This window comes from Rhodoferax sp. GW821-FHT02C08 (assembly GCF_059421805.1).
This window is the reverse complement of sequence record NZ_JBWKVR010000027.1, coordinates 1-25,443: the sequence shown is the minus strand read 5'-3', so window position 1 is coordinate 25,443 and position 25,443 is coordinate 1. Positions and strand designations below refer to the sequence as shown.

Below are 25,443 nucleotides of genomic sequence, written 5' to 3'. Positions count from 1 at the left end.
GAAAAACATGGCTAAAGGAATGATTTTGGCAGCTGGTCAGGGTACGCGCGTTCGCCCCTTGACCAAGAATATGCCCAAGCCGATGGTTCCCATTCTGGGTAAGCCGGTAATGGAGTACCTGATCGAACACCTGGCCAACTACGGCATCAAGGAGATCATGGTCAATGTGGCATACAACCACTACAAGATCGAGCAGTATTTCGGTGATGGCCACCGCTGGGGCGTGCAGATCGGCTATGCCTATGAAGGCGTGCGCGAGCATGGCGACGTGATACCCAAGCCTTTTGGCTCGGCTGGCGGCATGCGCCGCATCCAAGACTTCAGTGGATTCTTTGATGAGCCCACGCTGGTGCTGTGTGGCGATGCCTTGATCGACCTGGACATTGGTGCGGCGCTGCACGAACACAAGGCCAAGGGCGCCATTGCCAGCGTCGTAACGCTGGATGTACCGCGCACCGAAGTGTCCAACTACGGCATTGTGGTGGCCAACAACGAAGGGCAAATCCAGTCCTTCCAGGAAAAGCCCTCGCCCGAAGAGGCTCAGTCCACGTTAGCCAGCACGGGCATCTACATTTTTGAACCTGAAGCCATTGATCTGATTCCGCCCAACAAGGTGTATGACATTGGTTCAGAGCTGTTTCCGCAGTTGGTTGAAAAAAAACTTCCCTTTTACGCACAGAAGCGCTTTTTCAACTGGATTGACATCGGCCGGGTCAGCGACTACTGGTCGGTGCTGCAACGGGTGTTGCGCGGTGAGGTCGCGCAAATGAATATTCCAGGGCGCGAGGTCAAACCGGGCATCTGGGTGGGCCTCAATACCTCGATTGCCTGGGACCAGTGCAACATCCAGGGACCTGTTTACCTGGGTTCCAGCGTGAAAGTGGAGCCTGGTGCCACCATCATCGGCCCATGCTGGATCGGGCACGGCAGCCATATCCGTTCAGGTGCCAAAGTGACACGCAGTATTCTGTTTGAATACACCCGTATTGCGGCCGATATGCATTTCAACGAAATGATCGTGTCGCCCAACTACTGCGTCGACCGCAATGGCGAGACGATGTACCGCGGTGACGAGTTAGCCCAACTGCGCTGGGGCGACGCCCGGGCATAAGCTGCCTCAGCCCCAAGGCTACGCCTCCCCCTTGCAGGGGGCGATACCGGTGGACTGGCGGAGCCAGATCCACGGTATCTCTGGAAGGGATGACACCACGCGAAGCATATGCCTTTCGGGCTTCTGGCGTTTATTTTCTTTGTGGCAAAAGCTGTCAAATATGTAGCAAAACACGAAACAAAATACGGCTCCCTTTGAAGCGCCAAGACATAAAAAAAGCCACCTCGCGGTGGCTTTTTTACGGACGCATGAACTGGATTAGTTCAAAGCGGTCTTCTTGCCGTCTTTGTAGACGGACAGAGTGATAGCGGGGTTCTTCAACTCGCCATTGGGTTCAAAGCCGATGGTGGTGGTCACGCCCTTGTAGTTGGTCTTGATCAGCTCAGGGGTATACACCTTGGGATCGGTGGAGTTGGCACGCTTCATAGCGTCTACCAGCACCATGGTGGCGTCATAGGTATAAGGGCTGTAGATCTGGAACTGACCTGGGTACTTGGCGTCGTAACGCTTCTTCCATGCTTCGCCGCCAGGCATCTTGGCCAGGGAGGCGCCGCCTTCAGCGCACACCACATTGTCCAGCGTCTTGGCACCAGCAGCCAGCTTGGCCACTTCGTTAGTGCACAGGCCGTCACCACCGAAGTACTTGACGTTGGTCATGCCCAGTTGTTCCATCTGGCGCAGCATAGGGCCAGCCTGGGGATCCATACCGCCGTAGAAAATAGCGTCAGGAGCTTTGGACTTGATGGACGTCAGGATCGCCATGAAGTCAGTGGCTTTGTCGGTGGTGAACTGTTCGTCCACCACGGTCATGCCCTTGGCAATAGCGGTCTTCTTGAACACTTCGGCAACGCCTTGGCCGTAAGCGGTACGGTCATCCACGATGGCAACCTTCTTCAGCTTGAGCGCGTCCACAGCATAGAAAGCCAGCCCAGCACCCAGCGAGTTGTCGTTGGCGATGATGCGGTAGGTGGTCTTGTAGCCAGGCTTGGTCAGGTTGGGGTTGGTTGCAGCGCCCGTGATGTGGGGAATGCCGCAGTCGTTGTAGACCTTGGAAGCGGGGATGGTGGTGCCGGAGTTCAAGTGACCGACCACACCGTTGACCTTGGCATCGCACAGTTTTTGTGCAACGGCAGCGCCCTGCTTGGGATCTGCAGCGTCGTCTTCAGCGACCAGTTCAAATTTGATCTTCTTGCCACCGATCACGACATTTTGCGTGTTCAGGTCGTCCACGGCCATGCGTGCGCCATTTTCGTTGTCTTTGCCGTAGTGGGCCTGCGCACCCGATGTGGGCGCAACGTGACCAATCTTCACGACCTGCACGTCTTGTGCAGAGGCAAGACCTGCCACGGCAGCGATAGCAGCAGCGACAGTCAATTTCAACTTCATTTGCATAAAAACTCCGATATTGGATTGGCTAGAAAACAAATAACTCTGTGAGTTACAAAACGTCACGAGCGGCAGAATAGCGCAATTTCCGGGCCTGACGCATAGTGAAAACCTTGGACTAGCCACTAATATCCCATTAATTCAACTGATACAAGGATTGACGTTTTAAGGACCATGGCGTGTGGCCAGCTCGTCGGCCACCGCATCCGACACGGACTGGCGCACAACGAATTCGATTTCCTCCCGCAGGCGCGGTACCAACGCCTGGGTCTGCTGCAGCACCATGGCCGCTACTGCTTCGGTCAGCCGGCGCTCCAAAGACAAATCGATGCGTTGCATGACCCGATGGATGATCTGGTCCTCCAGGGCCTCATGGTTCGCCATACCCGTCACCGCACTGGACGCCTGCGGCGCCACCGGCTGCACCACTTCGGTGAGTGTGGGCACGAAGCGCGGTGGCTGGCGGGGTGGCGAGGAAGACATCAGGCGGACTCTTTCAGTTCAAGATCTTTGCGTTGGATCGCATAGCCACGAGAGGCATAGTGTTTCCAGCGCTGGCGGGCCAAGCCACGGTCGTCCTCATCCAGAGAGACGACTTCGATCAGCCGCTCAAAACGCTCAAACCCTGGCGGCACAGCATCCCCCAGCTGCAGCAGGACTTGCTGGTGCGGGGCCTCCAGCACCGACTCCAGCAGCAGCACAGGGGATGCCGACAATAAGGTTGCATCGGCACCATCCAGCGCGTGGGCCACAAAGTCCGTGCTGGAGAAGGTCCACAAAGCCTGATCGAGCTGGCGCAGCACGTCGATAGGCCCGGTCACCACGACCCGCGCGCCGCTGCGCGTCGCCTTGCGCAACAGCCTGCAGGCATACGCCTGCTTGTCGGGCGCATTGAAATGGAACTCCACCTCGGTCATGCAGCGGCCAACTTATTTAACCAGCCGTTTACGCGGTGCTGCAGATGCTGCTGCGGTTTTACGCGAAACTATCTTTTTTGCAGCAGCTGGCGCAGGTACTACCTGCGAAGCAGGCTGATTCAGCACATAGTCCAGCAGCAGCCCCACCGGACGCCCGGTGGCGCCCTTGGCTGCGCCACTCTTCCAGGCCGTGCCGGCAATATCCAGATGGGCCCAGGGCATTTTGGCGGTGAACTTCTGCAAGAACTTGGCAGCCGTGATGGCGCCGCCCGCACGGCCTGCAACATTGGCCATATCGGCAAAATTAGACTTCAGGCCTTCGGCATATTCATCGTCCAGCGGCAGACGCCAGCAGGGGTCGAGCGCGGACTCGCCAGCTGCCTGCAAAGCAGCTGCCAAGCCGTCGTCGCTGGCAAACATACCGCTACGCACGCCACCCAGGGCGATCACGCAAGCACCGGTCAGCGTGGCGATATCGATGATGGCGCGGGGTTTGAAACGCTCTGCATAGGTCAGCGCATCGCACAGCACCAGACGGCCTTCCGCATCGGTATTCAGGTTTTCAATGGTCTGGCCGCTCATGCTGGTGACCACGTCGCCCGGCTTCACTGCACCACCATCGGGCATGTTCTCGCACGCGGGGATCAAACCCACCACATTGGTCGCCGGCTTGAGCTCGGCCAGGGCACGGAACACACCCAGCACACTGGCCGCGCCGCACATGTCGAACTTCATCTCGTCCATCTCAGCCGAAGGCTTGATGGAGATGCCGCCGGTATCAAAAGTAATACCCTTACCCACCAGAACGGTGGGTGCCACGGTTTTGGCTGCACCGTTGTAGTGCAGCACAATGAAGCGAAGTGGCTCTTTGGAGCCTTGCGCCACCGACATAAACGAGCCCATGCCCAGCTGCGCCACTTCTTTGGGGCCTAGCACCTCGCAGCGGATCTTGGGGAAGCGGGCCAGGGTCTTGGCGGCATTACCCAACAGCGTGGGCGTGGCATGGTTGGCCGGGCGATTCGCCCATTCCTTGGCCATCTCAACCCCAGCCACCGTGGCTGCACCCAGCGCCAGCTCGGCCTTGGCTGCCGCCGCATCGGGGGCGCACAGCCACACCTGGGCCAACGCGCGACCTTCGGGCTTGGACTTGGTGGTGGTGTACACATAGGTGCCATCGGCCACGGCCTGCACCACGGCACGCACGGCTTTTTGCGCTGGCGCACCAGCAAAGCTGATGAGCAATTTGCGCAGCGTCGGGCCTTTCAAGGCCGCTACGGCCGCCGCCACGGCTTGGCGCGTCTGGCGGGCAGAGCCGTCACCCGCACCGACCAGCAGCACCCGCGTGGCGGTGGCCGCCGCAGGCCGGTACATCTGTAGCAACTTGCCCGGCTTGCTGTCCAGATCCCCGCTTTTACGGGCCTGCTCTACAAGCTGAGACAATGCATCTTTGCCGGGCTGGAAGGCTTCCGACACCAGCACCACCAGGGCGTCGCACTTTTCTTTGGCGCAAGCCGCCAAGTCCAGGGATTTCAGTTCAAAGTTCATAATCCAGTCTTTTGGTTGGGGCCCCGAATGCGGCCTGATAGCCAGTGCTAACTAAAGCAACGATGTTATTCCATTCTTCTATACGCAAAGAGCTGGCACGCGGCTTTGGCGCCACCTTGGTAGCGCTTATTACCATCGTGATGACCATGATGCTAATCCGCACGCTGGGCCAGGCATCCAAGGGCGTGGTCAACCCCTCCGAAGTGATGATGGTACTGGGCTACACCGTGCTGGGCTACATACCCACCATATTGACCCTGAGCCTGTTTGTGTCCACGGTGGCTACCTTGTCGCGCATGTACCGCGACAGCGAAATGGTGATCTGGTTCGCCAGCGGACACGGCCTGATCGGCCTGCTCAAACCCCTGTTCCGTTTTGCCTGGCCGATTCTGCTGGTGGTAGCCGCCATGGCATTGATCGTCTGGCCCTGGTCCAACCAGCAAATCCAGGACATGAAGGACCGCTACGAACAGCGCGGCGACCTGGAGCGCATCGCTCCCGGGCAGTTCCAGGAATCGGCCAATGGCAGCCGGGTGTTCTTTGTGGACAAGGACACGCCCGACAAACGCAGCGGGAATAATGTGTTCATCTCCTCGCTGGAGCACGGCAAAGAAACCGTCACCTCGGCCCGCAGCGCCCAAATCACCAATATCGACAAGAAACAATTTTTGATGCTATACCACGGCCAACGCCTGGAGTCCAATCTGGGCGAGCCGGACCTCAAGGTCAGCGAATTTGAAGAATATGGCACCCGCGTAGGCGACAACGCCATGGGCAGCAGCGACACCCCACCCTCGCGCGTGCGCAGCTCGCTCGACCTGGTACTGGAGCCCACGCCACTGAACCTGGGTGAACTGGCCTGGCGCCTGAGCCTGGCCCTTGCGGCCCTGAACTTCGTGACCATCAGCCTGGCTGTAGCCGGAGGCAACCCGCGCTCGGGCCGCAGCGGCAGCATGGTGTTTGCGCTGTTCGCCTTCATCATCTACTACAACCTGCTGAACCTGGGGCAAAACTGGATTACCAACAGCGCAGTACCCTTCGGCAGCTTCATGCTGGGCCTGCACGGTGGCGTCTTCATTCTGTCCATGGGCTGGTTGCTGGTGCGCCACTACCAATGGTCCTGGCGCTCATTGGTGGCACGCAAACCATCCGGAGCCGCCGCATGAAAACCATACGCCAGCTGCTGTACAAGGAAATCCTCACCTCGGTGGCTTTTGTCACCTTGGGCTTTCTGGCCCTGTTCTTCTTTTTCGACTTTGTGGACGAGCTGCGCTGGGTAGGCAAGTCCGGTGAAAACGGCTACCAGCTAACCCAGGCCGTGCTGGTCGTGGGACTGATGGTCCCTAGCCATCTGTACGAGCTGCTGCCCATCACGGTGCTAATCGGCACCATCTTCGTGATGGCGCGCCTGGCCCAAAGCTCGGAATACACCATTCTGCGCACCAGTGGCCTGGGGCCCTGGCGGGCACTGCATACCTTGCTCAGCCTGGGCCTGATGTTCGTCGTGGTGACCTTCAGCATAGGCGACTACCTGGCGCCGCTGACAGACCGCACGGCCCAGTTGGTCAAAGCACGGTTCCAGGGCGACATCACCATCGGGCAGACCGGTGCCTGGCTGAAGGAAAAGCAAGGCGAGCGCTCGTTTGCCGCCAACGTCAGCGCGCTGACCTCCAGCGGCCAGATGCAGGGCATCCGTATTTTTGAATTTGGCAACAACGGCCTGCTGGCATCGCTAACGCATGCCGACAAGGCCGAGTTCGCCGGCGACGGCAGCTGGACCCTGTCCAACGTGGAGCGCAGCGACTTCCATACCCAAGTGGCTGATAACGCCAGCGTGGAGCGCAGCCACATTGCGACCTACCGCTGGCCTACGGAAATCACCGCCGAGATGGTGTCCACCGCCCTGCTCAAACCCGACCGCATGGCCACGCTGGATCTGTTCCAGTACATACGCCATCTGAACGCCAACGGCCAGTCGGCCCAACGGTACGAGATCGAGTTCTGGCGCAAGGTCTTCTACCCGCTAAGTTGCCTGGTGATGGTGGTGCTGGCCCTGCCATTCGCCTACCTGCACTTCCGCGCCGGTGGCATCACCACCTATGTATTTGGCGGCGTGATGGCCGGCATCAGCTTCTTCCTGCTGAACAACGTGTTTGGCTACGTCGGCAATCTGCAGAACTGGCAGCCCTGGCTCACGGCGGCTTCGCCGGGCATTATTTACTCCATGCTCTCACTGGCCGCATTCGGCTGGCTGGTATTACGACGTTGAAGAAACATATGCATGCGCGCGGCGTTATTTTGTTTGCCCATGGCTCCCGTGACCCGCTGTGGCACAAGCCCATGGAAGCAGTGGCGGACCAGGTCCGGGCGCTGGACCCGCAGGCCCGTGTGGCGTGCGCCTACCTGGAACTGACCGAGCCCGATCTACCCAGCACGGCACGCCAGCTGATCGCCCAGGGCGTGCAGCAATTGACTGTTGTGCCCATGTTCCTGGGCGTGGGTCGGCATGCGCGCGAAGACCTGCCGCTGCTGGTGGAAGACATGCGCCGGGAGCATCCGGGCGTAGATATCCAACTGCAAGCCGCCGTGGGCGAAAATCCACAGCTGGTGTCCTTGCTGGCCAAGATCGCCTTGGGCACAGCAAAGCCCCTATAGACACTTACGGCATAATGAATTTCACAATACGCTGAAATTCGATATGAACCTACACCAATTCCGCTTCGTGCAAGAAGCTGCCCGGCGCGGCCTGAACCTCACAGAGGCCGCCAAGGCACTGCACACCTCGCAGCCCGGCGTGTCCAAAGCCATCATCGAGCTGGAAGAAGAATTGGGCGTGGAAATCTTCGCCCGCCACGGCAAGCGGCTGAAACGCATCACCGAACCCGGTCAGCACGTGCTGCAAAGCATTGAACTCATCATGCGCGAGGTCGGCAACCTCAAACGCATCGGTGAGCAGTTCAGCGCGCAAGACAGCGGCACCCTGTCGATTGCCACCACCCACACCCAGGCGCGCTATGTGCTGCCGGTACCAGTGGCCAAGTTGCGCGAGGCCTACCCCAAGGTCAACGTCAGCCTGCACCAGGGCTCGCCCGACCAGGTGGCCCGCATGCTGATCGACGAGGTGGCAGAGATCGGCATTGCCACCGAGTCGCTTTCCAACTACGCCGAACTGGTCACCCTGCCCTGCTACGAATGGCAGCACGTCATCGTCTTCCCCGCCAACCATCCGCTCGCAAAAAAAGAGCGCCTGACGCTGGAGGACATTGCGCAAGAGCCCATCATTACCTACCACCCCTCGTTCACCGGCCGTACCAAGGTAGACCAGGCCTTTGCCGCGCGCAAGCTGGTGCCGCGCATCGCCTTGGAAGCCATCGACTCCGACGTGATCAATACCTACGTGCGCCTGGGTCTGGGCATCGGCATCGTGGCAGAAATGGCGGTGCGCGATGTGCAGAACAGCGACTTGGTGGTGCGCCCCGCCGGCGCACTGTTTGGCCAGAACGTCACCCGGGTGGCCTTCAAACGCAGCGCCTACCTGCGCAGTTTCGTCTACAAGTTTGCCGAGCTGCTGAGCGATCGCCTTAGCCCCAAACTGGTGGCCCAGGCTATGACTGGCCACGTGAATGACTACGAGCTCTGATTCCGCCACGCATCTTTCTGCATGAACCCCACCATGACGCAAGCAGCCCCCCGCACCCCCACCCTGCAAACCAAACTGCCCGCCGTTGGCACCACCATCTTCACTGTGATGTCGGCGCTCGCAACCGAGCACAACGCGGTCAACCTGGGCCAGGGCTTTCCAGACTTCAACTGCGACCCAGCGCTGGTGCAGGCTGTGACCGAGGCCATGCAGCAAGGCCTGAACCAGTACCCGCCCATGCCCGGCATCCCGGCCCTGCGCGAAGCGGTTGCTACAAAAATAAAAGCACTTCACGCCCGTGAATACAGCGCCAACACCGAAATAACCATAACGGCCGGCGCAACCCAGGGCATCATCACCGCCATCCTGGCCGTGGTGCGACCGGGCGACGAAGTTATCGTGCTCGAGCCCTGCTACGACAGCTATGTGCCGAACATCGAACTGGCTGGCGGCACCGTGGTGCGCGTGCCGCTGACGCCGCATAGCTTCCGCCCCGACTTCGACAAGATCGCCGCGGCCATCACGCCAAAAACCCGCGCCATCCTGATCAACTCGCCGCACAACCCCAGCGCCACCATCTGGTCGCGCGAGGACATGCTGCAGCTGCAGGAGCTGCTGGCGCCCACCGAGGTGCTGCTGATCAGCGACGAGGTCTACGAGCACATGGTGTTCGACGGCCGCCAGCATGAGAGCGCGGCCCGCTACCCCGGCCTGGCCGCGCGCGCCTTCATCGTCAGCAGCTTTGGCAAGACCTTCCACGTCACCGGCTGGAAAGTCGGCACCGTGGTCGCGCCCGCGCCGCTGATGGCCGAGTTCCGCAAGGTGCACCAGTTCAATGTGTTCACCGTCAACACCCCCGTGCAGCACGGCCTGGCCAAGTACCTGGCCGACCCCACGCCGTACCTGGAGCTGCCGGCGTTCTACCAGCGCAAGCGCGACCTGTTTAGAGAAGGTTTGAAGCGGACCAAGTTCAAGCTGCTGCCCAGCGAGGGCAGCTATTTCCAGTGCGTGGATATTTCCGAAGTGAGCGAGCTGAGCGAGTCCGACTTCTGCCAGTGGCTCACCAAGGAAATCGGCGTGGCAGCGATTCCGCTGTCGGCCTTCTATGGCAACGGCTTCGACCAGCGCGTGGTGCGCTTCTGCTTCGCCAAGAAAGACGAAACCCTGCAGGCCGCGCTGGCACGGCTGGCGAAGCTATAACTATCAAAAACATAGCTTCCAGCGCAGGTGGCACCTGCGCCAGCGGCCTATTTGGCTTCTAGATAATCAAACACCACTTCGCCCATGCCCAGCGTCAGGTCGGCGATGAAGTGCGAGGCTGAAATCACCTCCAGCACAGGCAGCTTGGCCACGTCCACCGTCACATGCTGGAACAGCTCCAGCGCGGCCGGGCCGGTCCAGGCGCCTTTGACCTGCACGTCCTCGAGACGGTAGCGCACCAGCTCCACGATGCGCGGCGTGCCGTCCACGTGGGGAATGATCTTCAGCAGGTAGCTGGGCTCGACCAGGGCCTTGTGCACCGCCGCGCTGTCGACCACCTTGTGCTTGTAGCCCATGGTGCCGACCGCGCAACGCAGGCTGCCGCAGTCCAGCGTGCCGACAATCACCTCGCCCTCGTGGCTGATCTTGGGGCAGGCCAGCTTTTTAGGGAAACCCCAGAGCTCGCGGCCGCCGGCGATGGGCGCATCGTCGTCCAGGTACATGGAATGCACATAGCCGCCGGACTGGCCTTCGTAGGTGACCGGAATCACCTGGCCGGACTCGGTGTAGTCGCCAAAGCCGGTGGAGTCCGGCATGCGGATGAACTCGTACTTGACGATGTTGTCGGCCACCAGCAGCGGCTCCGGCACCACGGCGCGCAAGGCATCCGGGTCGGTGCGGTAGCTGATGACGATGTATTCGCGGTTGTAGAAGCGGTACGGTGGGCGTGGAAACGAGGGGTTGGTCAACGGCATGGCGAATGCCGTTGCACGCACTTTGGCGATATCCATGGCGGGCCCGGGTTTACTGTGCCGTCCAGCCGCCATCGTTGGCCCAGGCCACGCCGCGCACGTTGTCGGCAGCAGGCGAGCAGAAGAACACGGCCAGGCCACCCAGTTGCTCGGGCGTGGTGAACTGCAGCGAAGGCTCTTTCTCCTGCAGCAGTTCCTTGGTGGCCTGGGCCACCGGAATGCCCTCTTTGGCCGAGCGGTCGTCGATCTGCTTTTGCACCAGCGGGGTCAGCACCCAGCCGGGGCAGATGGCGTTGACGGTGATGCCGGTCTGGGCGGTTTCCAGCGCTACCACCTTGGTCATGCCCACAATGCCGTGCTTGGCCGCCACATAGGCCACTTTCTGGGCCGAGCCGACCAGGCCGTGGGCCGAGGCGACGCTGATCACGCGGCCCCAGTTCTTGGCCCGCATGCCGGGAATCACCAGGCGCGTGGCATGGAAGGCGGCGCTGAGGTTGATGGCAATGATGGAGTCCCACTTCTCGATGGGAAACTCTTCGATCGGTGCCACGTACTGGATGCCGGCGTTGTTCACCAGAATGTCCACACCGCCGAACTCGGTATTGGCGTAGTCGATCATGGTGGCGATCTCTGCCGGCTTGCTCATGTCCGCACCGCTGTAACCGACCTTCACACCTAGCGCCTCGACCTCGGCCTTGGGGCCAGCATGGTCGCCAAAACCATTCAGGATGATGTTGGCGCCCTGCTTGGCCAGTTCCAGGGCAATGCCCAAACCAATACCGCTGGTAGAGCCGGTGACGAGTGCAGTTTTTCCGTTCAGCATGGGTAGATCCAATCAAGGTGAGGTGAAAGAAAACAGGCGCCTGAGGCGACAGAACCGCAAGGGTATACCACTAAGCTTGTCCGCGTATGTAGGTCAACAGGCAATGCCATCTGCAAAGTTTTGCGAACCCCGGCGCTCGCCAAGATCTGTAGACTTGCGCCCCATGCCCGCCCCCAAGTTCGCCCGTTGCGACATCCGCAGTTACAGCGGTGAACACATGGCGCACGCGCACAACTACGCCCAGGTCATGTTTGCCGTACAAGGCCGCATGGAGCTGGAGATTGGTGGCCAGGCCAGCTTTGCCGACACCGCCTGCGGGGTGGTGATTCCGGCCGGGGTGGCGCATGGTTTTCTGGCCAGCGCCAATGCCCGCATGTGGGTGGCCGATGTGCCCGCCCACACCGGCCTGGAGCGCATGCGGCGCTTTGCCGTGCCCGCTACGCTGGGCAGCGTAGACATGGTGGCGGACCAGCTCACCGCCATACTGCAAGCCCCCAAGGTGCTGCAGCGCCGCAGCCTGCGCCTGCAGGAGCTGGACCAGGCGCTGGACGCGGCCCTGCACGAAGACTGGACCACGGCGCGCATGGCGGCCCTTTTCTTTCTAAGCCCGCAGCGCTTCCACGCCCGCCTGCTGGAGCTGACCGGCACCACGCCCCAGGCCTATCTGCGTGCGCGTCGGTTGCGCCAGGCCATGCAGTGGATACAGGCCGGCATGCCACTTGAAACGGCGGCGCTGCAGTTGGGCTACCGCACGGCCAGCGCCCTGGCCTACGCGCTACGGCGCGACCACCAGGTGGGCGCCAAAGAGCTGCGCAGCCGATAAAGCTTTCGGTAGAACAAGAGTTTCTCGACAATCGGCGCCCCGCCCTGCCCCAGCATGGGTGCATGCAAAACAAATCTCTCTCCGGCACGCTCATGGTGCTGGGTGCCGCCGTCTTGTGGGGTACCACCGGCACCACCCAAAGCCTGATCCCTACGCATCTATCGGCCTACTGGATAGGCGCATTACGGCTGGTGGTGGCAGCGGCATTTTTCGGCGCCGTAACTTTGGCCACGCTGTCCCGTGCGCAACTGCGCCAGGGCTGGCGCGCCCTGCCCGGCTGGAGCGTGCTGTTGGCCGGCGCCAGCGTGGCCGGCTACAACCTGGCCTTCTTCGCCGGAGTCAAGGCCACGGGCGTGGCCATAGGCACGGCCATCGCCCTGGGCAGCGGCCCACTGTGGGCCGGCCTGCTGCAATGGCTGCTGACGCGCCAGCTGCCGGCCTGGAGCTGGTGGCTGGGCACGTTGCTGGCGGTGGGCGGCGGCAGCCTGATGGTGCTGTCTGGCGCATCCACCGGCGGCGCGACGGCCAACCTGCAGGGCATCGCCCTGTGCCTGCTGGCCGGCCTGAGCTATGCCGTGTACGCGTTGCTGAACCAGCGTCTGGTGCACGCGACTTCACCCACCATGGCGACGTTGGCTGCGTTCGGCACCGCCGCCGTGCTGGCGGTGCCGGTGGCCTGGACCATCTCGGGCAGTGTGACACCCGGCCCGCACGACTGGGCCGTGGTGGGCTACCTGGGGGTGGTCGCCACGGGCATGGCCTATCTGCTGTTCAGCCATGCGCTGCGCTGGATCAGCAGCGCCACCGCTGTCACCCTGGCGCTGGCCGAACCGCTAGTGGCGTTCTGCCTGGCCCTGCTGGTGCTGCACGAGGCGGCCAGCACCGGCGCCTTCATAGGCCTGGGCCTGGTGCTGGCGGGGCTGGCCGTGGTGGTGCTGGCCGAGGTGCGGCGCAAGGCCTGAGCGGACTCAGGCGCGATCAAGCACGCTGGGGCGCCAGCGTCTTGGCGTACAGGGATGCGCCGGTCAGGTCCTTCAACGTGACCGTCATGGCCTTGGTCTTGGCGTCGATGTCCACCTGGCCGAAGAACTGGTAGCCGCCCGAGGGCGCGGTGTTCTGCTCTGGCGGGGCCTTTTGGTAGACCACTTGCATGCCGAAGGTGTCGTCCACCTTGTTCGGGCCAAAGCTGCCCGAGTTCAGCGGGCCGGAGACGAATTCCCAGAACGGTGCGAAGTCGTTGAATTGGGCCTTGGCCGGGTCGAAGTAATGCGCAGCGGTGTAGTGCACATCGGCCGTCAGCCACACCACGTTGTGGATGCCGGCGCGCTTGATCTCGCGCAGCAGGCGGGCAATCTCGATCTCGCGCCCGCGTGGGGCCCCGTTGTCGCCGTTGGCAATGGCTTCCCATTTGTCGCGGCCTTCGACGTCCTTGCCGTCCGGCACCTGCAGGCCGATGGGCATGTCGGCGGCGATCACCTTCCAGGTGGCCTTGCTGCGCTTCAGACCGTCCAGCAGCCAGTCCACCTGCGGGCGACCCATGAAGGCGCTCTCGGGCGTTTCGCTGGTCTGCAGGTTGGCACTGTTGGGGCCACGGTAGCTGCGCATGTCCACCACGAACATGTCCAGCAGCGGGCCCTGGGGCAGGTGGCGGTAGACGCGCTGGCTTTCCACATCGGCTGTGCGGCGCAGCGGCGCGTATTCCAGGAAGGCCTTGGCACCGCGCGCCATCAGCAGGGGCACGTTCTTCTCGGTATAGCGCGGGTCGCCGCTCACGTCTTTGGAGTCCGACCAGTTGTTGGTGACCTCGTGGTCGTCCCACTGCCAGATTTGCGGCACGTCGGCGGCCATGCGGCGGATATTGGCGTCCATCAGGTTGTAGCGGTGGCGGCCACGGTATTCATTCAAGGTCTCGGCCACTTTGCTGACCTCTTCGGTCACGATGTTGTTCCAGATGCTACCGTCGGGCAGCTTGACCTGGGCGCTGATGGGGCCGTCGGCGTAAATGGTATCGCCGCTGTGCAGGAAGAAGTCGGGGTTCACCTTGCGCATCTGGTCATAGATGGACATGCCGCCCCAGGCCTCGTTGATGCCCCAGCCCTGGCCGGCGGTGTCGCCGCTCCAGGTGAAGCGCACGTCGCGCAGCGGGCGGGTGCCCGCCGCCACCGGCAGGCGCAGGTGGCCGGCCATGGGCTCGGACATCACGCGTTCGTTGTGCAAGTCTTGCAAGATCACGCGGTAGAAAATTTCCTGTCCAGCTGGCAGACCCGCCAGGTCCAGGCGGCCGGTGAAGTCGCTGTCTTCCATCAAATACGGGCCGCGCACGCGGGTGCTGTTGGCAAAGCTGGCGGTGGTGGACCAGTCCACCCACAGGCGGGCCGGGCGGTCGCTGCGGGTCCAGACGATGGCGCCGTCCGCCTTGGGGTCGCCGCTCTGTATGCCCTGGGCCATCTGCGGGCGCATGGCGTCACGGGTGATAACGGCCGGGGCGGACTGGGCCCAGCTGCGCAACGGCAAGGCAGTAGCACCGGCAACAGCGGTGGTGGCATTCAAAAACAGGCGGCGATCCATGCAAACTCTCCATTCGTGGGTAATCGTGAACACCTCGTGGGTGATGCCGCATTGTTGAAAACACAAATGTCAGGCGTATGACCCCACCCGGCGGCGCGCACAGCCAGCACTTTGATAAAAAACAGGCCGTCAGCGCAGATAAAACCTGCGCGAGAAGCTATTAAATTAATAGCAATTTACGCATACACGGGGTGGCGATCAGCAGACACGCAAGCTGGCGCCTACGGCCTGGCTTGCACGAAATGTGGCAACTACCTACAGTTGGACAGCCTCCAGAGACCGGAGACTCATGGTTTCACCCGACCTATCTGAAAGCCTGCTTATGAATACCCCTCCGGCCACCCCTCACCAATCGGTCGCGCGCAAGCTGGCGCTTGTGTCCTTGGGCGGGCTTGCCGTCGTGCTGCTGGCCGTCAGCATCACCATTGGCTGGCTGGAGCACAACAGTACCAAGTCGCTGATGGTTAAGTCGGTGGAGGAAAAGGTGCAGAGCGTGGTCGCCGTGGCCGACGCCTATGACCAGATCAACCGCAGCACCGTGCAAAGCGACTTCGAGAGCTTCCGCCAGAAATTCGACCCCGCACTGGCGCTGGATGAAACCACGGGCGACCTCAGTAACGCCGGCACCGTGCTGAACAACGACTTCACCCTGGTGGACCAGTTCAGCAAGGAAAGCGGCGGCGTAGCCACGGTGTTTGCCAAAAAGGGCGAAGACTTCATGCGCGTCACCACTTCGCTGAAGAAGCAGGACGGCACGCGCGCCATGGGCACGCTGCTGGACCGCAACCACCCGGCCTACAAGCTGGTCGTGGCCGGCCAGGGCTATACGGGCCCGGCCGTGCTGTTCGGCAAGCCCTATATGACGCACTACGAGCCGGTCAAAAATGCGGCCGGCGCCATCGTGGGCATTCTGTTTGTCGGCAGCGATATTTCGCTGCAGCAGGCCGCGCTGGAAAAACAGGTGGCAACGTCCCACTTCTTTGCCACTGGCGGCATCTATTACATCGACGCCAAAAACGCCCTGGCAGACGCGGTGTTCGTCGCCCACCCCACAGCCAAAGGCAAGAAGGTGCTGGAAGCCTATCCGCAGGCCGAAAAGTTCCTGCAAGAGCTGTCCACCGCGCCTGACGGCTATGTGCGTAATGCCTACTCGCTTTTAGCTGAGCAAAAAGACAGCCGCTGGGCCTTGATGCGCAAAACGCAGTCCGGTAAGGGCTGGCTGGTGGCCGAGGTGTCCGAGAGCGAATCCATGGCCGAATACTGGCGCAATATGGGCGTGATCTGGGGCCTGCTGGCCGCCACCACGTTGCTGCTGGGCGTGGGCCTGTATCTGCTGGTGCGCCGCAATGTCAGCCAGCCGCTGGAGGAACTGACCCGTGCCGTCACCACCGTGGCCCATGGCGACCTGACGCAAACCTTCGTCACCCAGCGCAAAGACGAAATCGGCGCGCTGGTGAACGAAGTCGAAGCCATGCGCCAACGCTACCTGCAGGCCTTGTCGCAGGTGCGCTCGTCGGTGGACAGCATCAGCAACGCCAGCAACGAGATTGCCACCGGCAACCAGGACCTAAGCAGCCGCACCGAGCAGACCGCCAGCAATCTGCAACGCACAGCCTCCAGCATGGAGGAGCTGACCAGCACCGTGCGGCAGTCGGCCGACGCCGCGCAGCAGGCTAACAAACTGGCGGCGTCTGCCGCCGCCGTGGCCGCGCGCGGTGGCTCGGTGGTGGGCGAGGTGGTAGCCACTATGCAGGACATCAACCAGGGCTCCAAGAAGATTGCCGACATCATCGGCGTGATCGACGGTATTGCATTCCAGACCAACATCCTGGCGCTGAACGCCGCCGTGGAAGCAGCCCGCGCCGGTGAACAAGGCCGTGGCTTTGCCGTGGTGGCCAGCGAGGTGCGCAGCCTGGCCGGGCGCAGCGCCGACGCGGCCAAGGAGATCAAGCAGCTGATAGGTGCGTCCGTCACCAAAATCGAATCCGGCGCGCAACTGGTGCAAAACGCGGGCAGCACCATGGACGAAATCGTGCGCTCGGTGCAGCGTGTCAGCGACATCATTGGCGAAATCACCGCCGCGTCCACCGAGCAGTCGGGCGGCATCGCCGAGGTGAATACCGCCGTCAACCAGCTAGACCAGATGACCCAGCAAAACGCGGCCCTGGTGGAGCAGTCTGCCGCAGCTGCCGAAAGCCTGCGCGACCAGGCCGAGCGCCTGGCCCAGGCGGTGGCGGTGTTCAAGCTATCCGGCGCGGGTACCAGCCTGCCACGGCTGACGCACGGTAGATAGGAGCCGGATCAGTAACGCTTGCCGCTGACGCGCAGCATCAAGCGCATCACCAGCATGGCCACATATTCCATGGCCCGCTGGCGCAAAGGGCGGCTGGCGTACTGGGCCGGGTCCATGGGCCGCCCCTCCTCCTCCATCGCGCGGTGCAGCCGCCCGTGCAGACTGGCTGCGAAGCTGCTGTCGGAGACCACCACATTCGCCTCGCGCGCCAGCAACAGGCTCAGCGGGTCCAGGTTGGACGAACCCACGGTGGCCCAATCGCCGTCGATGACGGCCACCTTGGCGTGCAGAAAGCTGGGCTCGTACTCGAAGATCTCCACCCCCGCCCCCAGCAGCACGCCATACACCGGCCGGGCCGCGTAGTACTGCATGAAGTATTCGTAGCGCCCCTGCAGCAGCAGGCGCACGCGCACGCCACGCTGTGCCGCCTCCACCAGGGCCTTGCGCAAGCGAAAGCCGGGCACGAAGTAGGCGTTGGCAATGATGATCTCGCGCTGCGCCTTGGCAATGGCGCGCAGATAGGCCGCCTCGATCCGCATGCGGCTGCGCAAGTTATCACGTAAAACGAGTGCAGCGCTGGTAGTACCTGCGCCAGCAGCTACAAATTCAGTAGCAACAGGAAGAGGCCGCGATTTCGGCGACAGCAGGGTGCTGACCGCGTCGTGCAAGGCATGCTGGCGCAAATCGCGCACGGCCTGCAGGCGCTGCCACAGCACATCCATGGTGGAGGCGATCTGCGCCACCAGCGGACCCGTCACCTGCACGGCGAAGTCGAAACGCGGCGCGGCCAGCACGCCGTAGCTAGGGTCGTGGAAGTCGTCCAGGATGTTGATGCCACCGCAAAAAGCCAGCGTGCCGTCCACCACGCAAAGCTTGCGGTGCAGACGCCGCCAGCGCGTGGGCAGCAGCAGGCCCCAGAGCTTGACCGGCGAAAACACCCGCCAGCGCACGCCGGCCAGGTCCAGCCGCATGCGCCATTCGGCGGACGGCTCGTCCGTGCCCAGGCCGTCCACCACCACCTGGGTGCGCACGCCACGCTGCGCTGCGCGTACCAGGGCCTCGCCCACCTGGGCGCCGGCGCCGGTGAAGTCGAAAATATAGGTCTCCAGCTGCACCGTGTGGCGGGCAGCATCCATGGCACTGACCAAGGCAGGGAAGAATTCCCGGCTCCCTTCCAACAATGCCAGCTGGTGACCGCCGCGCAAATGGGCTCGGTGGCGTGGCATGTCACATCCTGAATTCAGCCAGCAGGGGCAAGTGGTCGGACATCCGCCACCAGATGCGCCCACGCGGCACCTCCAGGCTCAGCGGCTGCATGCCGCGCGCGTACACATAGTCCAGCTGTGCCAGGGGCAGGCGCGAGGGATAGGTGCGCACGCCCGACTTGTCGAAGCAGTGCATCTGGATGCGGTTCAGCGCCAGGCGCATCTGGCTGCCCCAGTCGTTGAAGTCGCCGGCCACCACCAACCGTACATCCGGGGGAATCTCGCGGGCGATATAGGCCGCCAGCTGCTGCACCTGGCGCGCCCGGCTGGCCGGAATCAGCCCCAGATGCACCACGATCACATGCACCGGTACGTCTTCCACCAGCACATGCACGTGCAATAGGCCGCGTTGCTCGAAGCGGTGGTCGGAGATATCCTCGTGCTTGTGCCAGACCACCGGCCAGCGCGAAAGCAACGCGTTGCCGTGCTCGCCGTGGCGGGTGAAGGCATTGGTCTGGTAGACGGCCTCATAGCCCTCGGGGGCCAGAAAGTCGGCCTGAGGCATATCGGGCCAGCGGGTGAAGTAATCCTGCTCGCTGCGGTTGAGCTTGCGCACCTCCTGCAGGCAGACGATGTCGGCGTCCAGTTGCTCTACCGCATGACCCAGGTTATGGATCTCCAGCCGGCGTGCCGGCCCCAGGCCCTGTACGCCCTTGTGGATGTTGTAGGTTGCTACGCGTAAGACAGTCATGGCATGAATCGGGGCAACATCAGGATGGCCTCCGCGTTAGATGGTGAAAAACAGGCTTGCGCTGCTGCATGGTACGGCAACCATTGGTAGGCCGTGTGCTCTCGCGCATGGAGTTGCACTACGGTACCCGCCGGCACCTGCAGGCCGAAGAGTCGCTCGCGGTTCAGCAGCACACCAGGCGCATATCGGTGCCGCCATTGGGGGTAGATGGGGTAGACGTTTTCCAGCTGCCAGTCACGCAAACCCGCCTCCAGCAGGCTCCCAACGCCGCAGCGTATGCCGGTTTCCTCGGCCACCTCGCGCGCGGCAGTGTGGGTAAAGTCCTCGTCCCAGTGGTCTTTGCTGCCAGTGACAGACTGCCAATGTTCGTCCGCATCCGCACGGCGTATCAATAGCACGTCCAGCGCTGGCGTGTGGATCACCACCAGCACGGATTCGGGGATTTTGAAAACAACGGCCATGGCCGCATATTAATCAGCTACTGCCATAAAGGTCATGCGCCAACACACATAGTGTCAAACCACCTGGCGCCTAGAATCAAGCACCGGGCCCAAGCTATTGCCGCCCGGTTTTTTGTGGGCTGTGCAATGCAGCCCCTGCAGCCGGCTCCAGTCCAAGCGCTCCACCTTCTCACCTCAAGAAAGCTGGAACCCCATGGAAATCTTCGACTACGACAACATCCTTCTGCTGCCCCGCCAATGCCGGGTAGAAAGCCGCGCCGAATGCGACACCAGCGTCACGCTGGGCGGGCGCAGCTTCCGCATCCCGGTGGTGCCAGCAAACATGAAAACCGTGGTGAACGCGCCGCTGTGCGTCTGGCTGGCCCAGCACGGCTACTTCTACGTGATGCACCGCTTCGACCTGGACAATGTGCAGTTTGTGCGCGACATGCATGCGCGCGGCGCGTTCGCCTCGATTTCGCTGGGCGTCAAGGCGCCCGACTACGCGACGGTGGACCAGCTCGCCGCAGCCGGACTGGTACCGGAATACATCACCATCGACATCGCCCACGGCCATGCCGATACGGTGCAAAAAATGATTGCCTACCTCAAGCAAAAGCTGCCCGCGTCCTTCATCATCGCCGGCAACGTGGGCACACCCGAAGCCGTGATCGACCTGGAAAGCTGGGGTGCCGACGCCACCAAGGTGGGCATAGGCCCGGGCAAGGTCTGCATCACCCGGCTGAAGACCGGCTTTGGCACCGGCGGCTGGCAGCTGTCGGCCCTGAAGTGGTGTGCCCGCGTGGCCACCAAACCCATCATTGCCGACGGCGGTATCCGCGAGCATGGTGATATCGCCAAATCCATCCGCTTTGGCGCCAGCATGGTCATGGTGGGCTCGATGCTGGCCGGCCATGAAGAATCTCCCGGCCAGACGGTGGAGGTGGACGGAAAGCTCTATAAGGAGTACTACGGCTCAGCCAGCGACTACAACAAGGGCGAGTACAAACACGTGGAAGGCAAGCGCATCCTGGAGCCCATCAAGGGCCCGCTGGCCAACACGCTGGTGGAGATGCAACAGGACATTCAAAGCTCCATCAGCTATTCGGGCGGCCACAAGCTGATGGACATCCGCAAGGTGAACTACGTGGTACTGGGCGGCGACAACGGCCTGATCATGTAAGCGCTAGGACTGCGCGGCCAGAAAGGCATCCAGCGCCGCACGGTCTGGCCCATTGACCACACCGCCGGTGCGCTGCACCTTCAATGCCGCAGCCGCCGCCGCGAAACGCAGGGCCTGGCGGTCGGCCTGCCCTTGCGCCAAAGCCACAGCCAGGGCGGCATGGAATACATCGCCGGCACCATTGGTGTCCACCGCCTTTACGGCAAAAGCATCCAGACTGTGCAGCCTGTCGTCACCCGCCCGCATCCAGCGCACACCGCGCGGCCCCAGGGTTACCACCGCCACCTGCGTACCCGCATCCAGCGCCCGCTGCAACGCGGCAGCCAACGGCACATCGGGCGCAAACGCCACCAGGCCAGATTCCGAGAACACTGACCAATCAGCCAAGGCGCTCAAGACTCGCAAATCCTCCTGCGGCGACAAGTCACCGTCCAGCATGCTGAGCACCCCCTGCGCTTTGGCCCACTGCAGCGCCACCAGGGCACCCGGCATCCAGCGCGGGTCCACCGCTACCACATCGGAACCCTGCAACTGGGCCACGTCCAAAGGTGCTGCCCTGCGCAAGGCATCGCCACGACAATTGAAAATCTGGCGCTCACCATGCGCGTCAATCACCACCGCCGAGATGGACGAGGTGGCATAGGGTACGCGTTGCAAGCCAGAGCAATCCACCCCCAGGCTGCGCACTCGCTGGGCCAGAAAACGACCCGCATCGTCATCACCCACCGCACCAAACAGGCGGACCCGAGCGCCCAGACGAGCCGCTGCAATCGAGGCATTCGCAGCCATGCCTCCCGACACCATGCGGTAAGACTGCGCCGGCGTCTTGGTGGGTTGCGAGGGGAACTGGTCGATGTCAAAGCAATGGTCCAGGGCCGCGTGCCCCACGGTACTGATACGTGGCCCCGCCGCGGCGGAGGCGCCCTTCTGCATCTCACCCATAACATCCCTCTTTGATTCACCAGCTGCCGGCACGCTGTGCGGACAAGCACTTTGCTGGGCATTGTGTCGCAAGAGACTACAGTCACTGAGGCATTTGCCTGAAGGACATCCATAGACAAAGCAAAAAAATATGCCAGGGCTTCAAAAAGCCAGAAATACTGTGCATAATAGAGGGCTTGCCGCAAGCGAATATTAATTGCTTCCAGGCACCAGTTTTAAAGTGGGTTCTTAGCTCAGTTGGTAGAGCAGCGGACTCTTAATCCGTAGGTCGACAGTTCGAATCTGTCAGGACCCACCACTTTCAAGCCCTGTGGGCACTGCAAAGCCTGCTACTAAATCAGTAGCAGGCTTTTTTGTTTTCCGGGTCTCTTTTGGTCTATGTAGCCACCATGTAGCCACGGGTACATGGTTTTGTACCGCATGACCTCACTTTTGACCTGTCCGAAATTTCCGTACGGCCAGGCATTACCGCCATCGAGCGCGATGGTTGCAGCCTGACGTACCATCGACCGAACATGCGCATACTTGCCGCCCTCGCACTCCTCTTGCTCTCGACGGGTCTGCATGCCCAGGTCTACCGCTGCGGCAGCACCTACAGCAACTCGCCATGTGCTGGTGGCAAGACGGTGGACACCACGCCGCCGGTCAGCGCAATGGGAGGCACCACCGGAACCACGACGCTTTACCTCTGTCAAAGCTATGGCGGCGGCCAGTTCTGGTCCCAGCAGCACTGCATCAAGCACGGCGCCCTGGTTGACCGCATGGAATCGGTACCGGCGAATCTGCCGTTTGACCAACAGGTTGCAATAGCCAGCGGTCAGCGCAACCGGGGTATGGCCCTGGCAGTACCACCGGTACAGGCCGCCCGCATTGAAAACGCCACCCCAAACAAGCCTGCGCAATGTGCCGCGCTGGATGAGCGCATCCGCTACCTCGACCAGCTCGCCCGGGCCGGCGGGAATGCCCCGTACATGGACTGGATTGCCAGTGAGCGCAAACAAGCCCGTGATCGGCAATTCGGGCTGCGCTGCTGAGACGTGCGCTGCCGCCACACAAACAACAAACCCGGCACAGTGGCCGGGCTAGGCTAAGAAATGATGCTATGCCGATGGCCGCTTTGGGTTGGCACAATCAGAAAATGCAGCCGTAGCCAAAGCTGAGATGAACCCTGCTTCCTCGGCTTTGCTCCGATCAAATCTAGGCTCATCCCAGATTAACCAGGTGCAATATGCCCTTGCCTCTTTCCAGTCAGTCTGTGCAAGTTCAAGAACTTCCTGGAAACAGGATATCCCAGCTTCGAACCCGGATTGGGGTCCCGTTCGAGGGATGTCCCAGTAATTGTCATCTCGACCGAAGCCACCAGTTTTAAAGAAGCTCAAATCGTGCCTCGTACGAGGTTTCCTTTTTTCGAGCACTGGAGCGGGCTCAATGGTTCGTTTTGCATCCTCTGCAAATTGGTGGATGTTCTGCATAAATACGCTGAACCCATCTGCCCTAGTCGAAGATACCTTCTTGAATGAACCAGACTTTGACTTATTGGAACGGCGGGTGGATGCGCCAATGTTTTGGGGATTGGCCATGACTCAAGCCCCCACAGTCAGGCTGCTGGACGCTGTGGCCCATTTCAACAAGGTCAGCGCCCGGTTGGCTTTGGCGGTGGCCGCGTGCAGACTCTGCCCATTGCTGGCCGGGTGGCGCAAATGGTAAAGCGCCATGGTCAGGGCGTTTTCTGCCAGGGCGTGAAGTTGGATGCAATCAGGGGCGCCCGTTTTGGGCATGGTGGTGGGAATGGCTGCTGCCATGGTTTCGACTCCTATTTGAGGCAAAAAACCACGAGCTACGGTGCTCAAGCCGTAACGGGTGGGCTGGGTGGTTGAACAGGTGCAAATAGACACCCCCCACGCCTTACGGACGTGAGACACCCAGCCCGTAAACCAAATTCGGGCACGGCAAAGCCCCGCTATCGTGGGGGCTTGGGACGCTATTTGTGGTGTGTTCAGCACCGGGGAGAACTGTAGCATGGTGACGTGAAATAGCGCAAGGATGAATCAGAAACGAACGAACACATTTGATCGAAAAATGAAAGGCAGCGACATGGAGCATGATCTGATCGAAACCCTTGAAAAGATTCGGAAACAGGCGCTAGAGTTGGGCACCGAAAAACTCGGATCACACCAACTGGATGCCCATCTCTCGATCGCCTTCGCCTGCCAGGTGCCACCGACTGCGTGGGAACTGTATCGCGCACCAAGCCTTCACCTGATGCCAGAGACAGGTTTTTACAAAAGCCACGCTATAGATATTCAGGCCGTATTGCAGCCAGCTATGACATGGATATTGCTTGGCCAACACGCCACACCTAAATTGCAGCTTGATGCCGGCCTATCCAGCGTCAAGCGGAAAGCACATGGGTTTCCTGGGAATGCGCAGTATTACGACGCCAGAAATCACAGATGGGTACAAACCACCGCGCGAAAAGTACGCTGGTTCGATGGCAGAGACTCGATTCGGGGGCGGCTAAATGACACCCGGGAAGCCCTAAAAATGCGCACGAACGAGGCACTTTCCCGCCATCAGGCTGCGGCAAAGACCGATCCAAGCCTCAAGAATCGAGCTGCACTTGCAGCTTACGAGAAGTTCATCCAGGAAGGTCTACCCAATACGCTGAGAAGTTTTGACAGAGACAAAGCGGACTCAATAGCTTGGCTAAAACTATTGGACGCCACACCGGATTTTGGGAAGACCGTGTTCAACATTGTTCGCCAGGCGGAAAACACTGTACGGGCGTCAATGGGCGTACCCCTCATCGGAGAGTCTTGGGTATCTGAGACCGAACTTCTTTATCGAGTTCGGCAGCTATTACCCACCAGCGAAGTGATTCACCATGGAAAGCCGGCATGGTTGGGACGGCAACATTTGGATATTTGGCTCCCATCGTTAAATGTTGCCATTGAATACCAGGGAGCCCAGCACTTCCAACCAATTGACTTCTTTGGCGGTGACGTGGCTTTTATCAAGAGCCGCGAACGTGATACGAAGAAACGCGACCAATGTCGAGCCAACGGAGTCAGGTTAATAGAGATAGCGTACGACAAGAATGTGAGCAACGAAGAACTCCTGCAGACGCTCAAAAAATAACGGGCACTCAACCGTTCTGCAATGCTCACATCCATATACAGATGCTACCGCCGAGCAACTAGTGGGGGAGGACTTGACCACCTCTTTTTTGCGGTTGCGCCCGCAACTTGCGCAACTTTGCCCCCTCTGGGTACACCTGGCAGCCATGCGCAAGAATGCGGGAAAATCGTTCGGAAATAAAACCTACTTTCGGCCCCTACTTCATTGGAGAGATTGGGCATTTCCCCGTTCAGATATTGCGCGGAAATATGCGCAGTTATTGCGCACCATTTCGCAACGATCGGCGCCCCAACTTTTGGGCACCGGGGTGCGGCCGATAGAAGCCACACCCCGGCGAACGATCTTGGTAGGCCGTCACAGGTCGCCGGTACGGACCGCCTTACCGACAAGCGCCGAAACGACCTTCTGCCCCACGATTTCCAGCACCTGGTCAGCAGTCCTGAACGCGGCAGGCCCAAACACCGGCCGCGGCGGCATCTTGCTGGTGCCGAACTCGTGGTAGACCGCCCGGTCATCCGGCGAGCCGATCACCGCTTCGTTGCCGTTGATTTCATGGCTGATGTTGTCGCGCATGTCACCGCTGGCCAGCAGTGGCGCATCAGCTGGATAGCCCATGCGGGCCTTCTGCGCCTCGGTCGAATCGGCCAGCGCGGCCCAGGCAGGGAAATCCCCCATCGCGGGCTGGTAATGGCCGATCTGGTCCTTGACGGCCTTCTCGACCACCAC

Annotated in this window: 25 protein-coding genes and 1 tRNA gene; 13 read left to right on the top strand and 13 right to left on the bottom strand. The window is 61.3% G+C overall.

Annotated elements, in window-relative coordinates; translation table 11 throughout:
- Positions 1–19: 19 nt before the first annotated feature.
- Positions 20–1,111, top strand: a complete 1,092-nt coding sequence (locus AC07VY_RS23110) for a nucleotidyltransferase family protein (RefSeq protein WP_495099569.1) — start codon at positions 20–22, stop codon at positions 1,109–1,111.
- Between the two features lie 258 nt (positions 1,112–1,369).
- Here the strand turns inward: AC07VY_RS23110 and AC07VY_RS23105 are convergent, their stop codons facing one another.
- From AC07VY_RS23105 to AC07VY_RS23090, 4 genes are all read right to left on the bottom strand, one after another.
- Positions 1,370–2,503: a branched-chain amino acid ABC transporter substrate-binding protein gene (locus AC07VY_RS23105; protein ID WP_495099538.1), complete on the bottom strand. Its 1,134-nt coding sequence runs from the start codon at positions 2,501–2,503 to the stop codon at positions 1,370–1,372.
- Between the two features lie 159 nt (positions 2,504–2,662).
- Positions 2,663–2,980, bottom strand: a complete 318-nt coding sequence (locus tag AC07VY_RS23100; RefSeq protein ID WP_495099537.1) for a hypothetical protein — start codon at positions 2,978–2,980, stop codon at positions 2,663–2,665.
- Entirely contained in the window at positions 2,980–3,414 is a 435-nt protein-coding gene (locus AC07VY_RS23095) for a DNA polymerase III subunit chi (protein ID WP_495099536.1), read from the bottom strand. Before AC07VY_RS23095 ends, AC07VY_RS23100 begins: the two co-directional genes overlap by 1 nt.
- A gap of 12 nt (positions 3,415–3,426) precedes the next feature.
- Positions 3,427–4,959, bottom strand: a complete 1,533-nt coding sequence (locus AC07VY_RS23090; protein WP_495099535.1) for a leucyl aminopeptidase — start codon at positions 4,957–4,959, stop codon at positions 3,427–3,429.
- 62 nt (positions 4,960–5,021) lie between these two features.
- Between AC07VY_RS23090 and lptF the strand changes: the two genes are divergently transcribed.
- From lptF to AC07VY_RS23065, 5 genes are read left to right on the top strand one after another with little or no spacing between them, the layout of a single operon-like run.
- A complete protein-coding gene (lptF, locus tag AC07VY_RS23085) occupies positions 5,022–6,125 on the top strand; it encodes an LPS export ABC transporter permease LptF (RefSeq protein ID WP_495099534.1) in 1,104 nt (367 codons plus the stop codon).
- Entirely contained in the window at positions 6,122–7,228 is a 1,107-nt protein-coding gene (gene lptG / locus AC07VY_RS23080; RefSeq protein WP_495099533.1) for an LPS export ABC transporter permease LptG, read from the top strand. The genes lptF and lptG overlap by 4 nt, the downstream gene beginning before the upstream one ends.
- A complete protein-coding gene (locus tag AC07VY_RS23075) occupies positions 7,225–7,614 on the top strand; it encodes a sirohydrochlorin chelatase (RefSeq protein WP_495119506.1) in 390 nt (129 codons plus the stop codon). Before lptG ends, AC07VY_RS23075 begins: the two co-directional genes overlap by 4 nt.
- A gap of 43 nt (positions 7,615–7,657) precedes the next feature.
- Positions 7,658–8,599, top strand: a complete 942-nt coding sequence (locus AC07VY_RS23070) for a CysB family HTH-type transcriptional regulator (RefSeq protein ID WP_495076479.1) — start codon at positions 7,658–7,660, stop codon at positions 8,597–8,599.
- Positions 8,600–8,632: 33 nt separating this feature from the next.
- Positions 8,633–9,799: a pyridoxal phosphate-dependent aminotransferase gene (locus AC07VY_RS23065; RefSeq protein WP_495099531.1), complete on the top strand. Its 1,167-nt coding sequence runs from the start codon at positions 8,633–8,635 to the stop codon at positions 9,797–9,799.
- 47 nt (positions 9,800–9,846) lie between these two features.
- Here AC07VY_RS23065 and AC07VY_RS23060 read toward each other — a convergent pair whose 3' ends face one another.
- Together AC07VY_RS23060 and AC07VY_RS23055 are read right to left on the bottom strand one after the other, a co-directional pair.
- Complete coding sequence (locus AC07VY_RS23060) at positions 9,847–10,590, bottom strand: acetoacetate decarboxylase (RefSeq protein ID WP_495099530.1); 744 nt, start codon at positions 10,588–10,590, stop codon at positions 9,847–9,849.
- Between the two features lie 13 nt (positions 10,591–10,603).
- Complete coding sequence (locus tag AC07VY_RS23055) at positions 10,604–11,374, bottom strand: 3-hydroxybutyrate dehydrogenase (protein WP_495099529.1); 771 nt, start codon at positions 11,372–11,374, stop codon at positions 10,604–10,606.
- 163 nt (positions 11,375–11,537) lie between these two features.
- Between AC07VY_RS23055 and AC07VY_RS23050 the strand changes: the two genes are divergently transcribed.
- Together AC07VY_RS23050 and AC07VY_RS23045 are read left to right on the top strand one after the other, a co-directional pair.
- The gene (locus tag AC07VY_RS23050; protein WP_495099528.1) at positions 11,538–12,197 is read left to right on the top strand and encodes a helix-turn-helix domain-containing protein; all 660 of its coding nucleotides are present in this window, start codon (positions 11,538–11,540) and stop codon (positions 12,195–12,197) included.
- 62 nt (positions 12,198–12,259) lie between these two features.
- Complete coding sequence (locus tag AC07VY_RS23045) at positions 12,260–13,159, top strand: DMT family transporter (protein ID WP_495099527.1); 900 nt, start codon at positions 12,260–12,262, stop codon at positions 13,157–13,159.
- A gap of 16 nt (positions 13,160–13,175) precedes the next feature.
- Here AC07VY_RS23045 and AC07VY_RS23040 read toward each other — a convergent pair whose 3' ends face one another.
- On the bottom strand, positions 13,176–14,765 hold the full coding sequence (locus AC07VY_RS23040; protein ID WP_495099526.1) for an alkaline phosphatase D family protein: 1,590 nt from the start codon (positions 14,763–14,765) through the stop codon (positions 13,176–13,178).
- A 322-nt stretch (positions 14,766–15,087) separates the two neighbouring features.
- Here AC07VY_RS23040 and AC07VY_RS23035 point away from each other — a divergent pair, with 322 nt between their 5' ends.
- Positions 15,088–17,058, top strand: coding sequence for a methyl-accepting chemotaxis protein (locus AC07VY_RS23035; protein ID WP_495099525.1), 1,971 nt, complete (start codon positions 15,088–15,090; stop codon positions 17,056–17,058).
- An 8-nt stretch (positions 17,059–17,066) separates the two neighbouring features.
- On the opposite strand, the gene clsB is transcribed toward AC07VY_RS23035, so the two are convergent.
- The 3 genes from clsB to nudB are packed head-to-tail and all read right to left on the bottom strand — an operon-like array spanning position 17,067 to position 19,475.
- Positions 17,067–18,284, bottom strand: a complete 1,218-nt coding sequence (clsB, locus tag AC07VY_RS23030; protein WP_495076471.1) for a cardiolipin synthase ClsB — start codon at positions 18,282–18,284, stop codon at positions 17,067–17,069.
- Between the two features lies 1 nt (position 18,285).
- A complete protein-coding gene (locus AC07VY_RS23025) occupies positions 18,286–19,014 on the bottom strand; it encodes an endonuclease/exonuclease/phosphatase family protein (RefSeq protein ID WP_495076470.1) in 729 nt (242 codons plus the stop codon).
- Complete coding sequence (nudB, locus tag AC07VY_RS23020; RefSeq protein ID WP_495099524.1) at positions 19,011–19,475, bottom strand: dihydroneopterin triphosphate diphosphatase; 465 nt, start codon at positions 19,473–19,475, stop codon at positions 19,011–19,013. Before nudB ends, AC07VY_RS23025 begins: the two co-directional genes overlap by 4 nt.
- Before the next feature lie 193 nt (positions 19,476–19,668).
- Between nudB and AC07VY_RS23015 the strand changes: the two genes are divergently transcribed.
- On the top strand, positions 19,669–20,637 hold the full coding sequence (locus AC07VY_RS23015; RefSeq protein ID WP_495099523.1) for a GMP reductase: 969 nt from the start codon (positions 19,669–19,671) through the stop codon (positions 20,635–20,637).
- 3 nt (positions 20,638–20,640) lie between these two features.
- On the opposite strand, the gene AC07VY_RS23010 is transcribed toward AC07VY_RS23015, so the two are convergent.
- Positions 20,641–21,579 (bottom strand): PfkB family carbohydrate kinase, encoded by a 939-nt coding sequence (locus tag AC07VY_RS23010; RefSeq protein WP_495099522.1) that lies wholly within the window; start codon positions 21,577–21,579, stop codon positions 20,641–20,643.
- 222 nt (positions 21,580–21,801) lie between these two features.
- Between AC07VY_RS23010 and AC07VY_RS23005 the strand changes: the two genes are divergently transcribed.
- Both AC07VY_RS23005 and AC07VY_RS23000 read left to right on the top strand, forming a co-directional pair.
- A tRNA-Lys gene (locus AC07VY_RS23005) sits at positions 21,802–21,877 on the top strand.
- A gap of 217 nt (positions 21,878–22,094) precedes the next feature.
- Positions 22,095–22,613, top strand: coding sequence for a hypothetical protein (locus tag AC07VY_RS23000; protein ID WP_495099521.1), 519 nt, complete (start codon positions 22,095–22,097; stop codon positions 22,611–22,613).
- Positions 22,614–23,162: 549 nt separating this feature from the next.
- Here the strand turns inward: AC07VY_RS23000 and AC07VY_RS22995 are convergent.
- The gene (locus AC07VY_RS22995; RefSeq protein WP_495099520.1) at positions 23,163–23,381 is read right to left on the bottom strand and encodes a hypothetical protein; all 219 of its coding nucleotides are present in this window, start codon (positions 23,379–23,381) and stop codon (positions 23,163–23,165) included.
- A gap of 277 nt (positions 23,382–23,658) precedes the next feature.
- Here AC07VY_RS22995 and AC07VY_RS22990 point away from each other — a divergent pair, with 277 nt between their 5' ends.
- Positions 23,659–24,717, top strand: coding sequence for a PDDEXK family nuclease (locus AC07VY_RS22990; RefSeq protein WP_495099519.1), 1,059 nt, complete (start codon positions 23,659–23,661; stop codon positions 24,715–24,717).
- A 354-nt stretch (positions 24,718–25,071) separates the two neighbouring features.
- Here the strand turns inward: AC07VY_RS22990 and AC07VY_RS22985 are convergent.
- Positions 25,072–25,443 (bottom strand): HK97-gp10 family putative phage morphogenesis protein (locus AC07VY_RS22985; protein WP_495099518.1); only part of this gene is annotated, 372 nt, incomplete at its 5' end.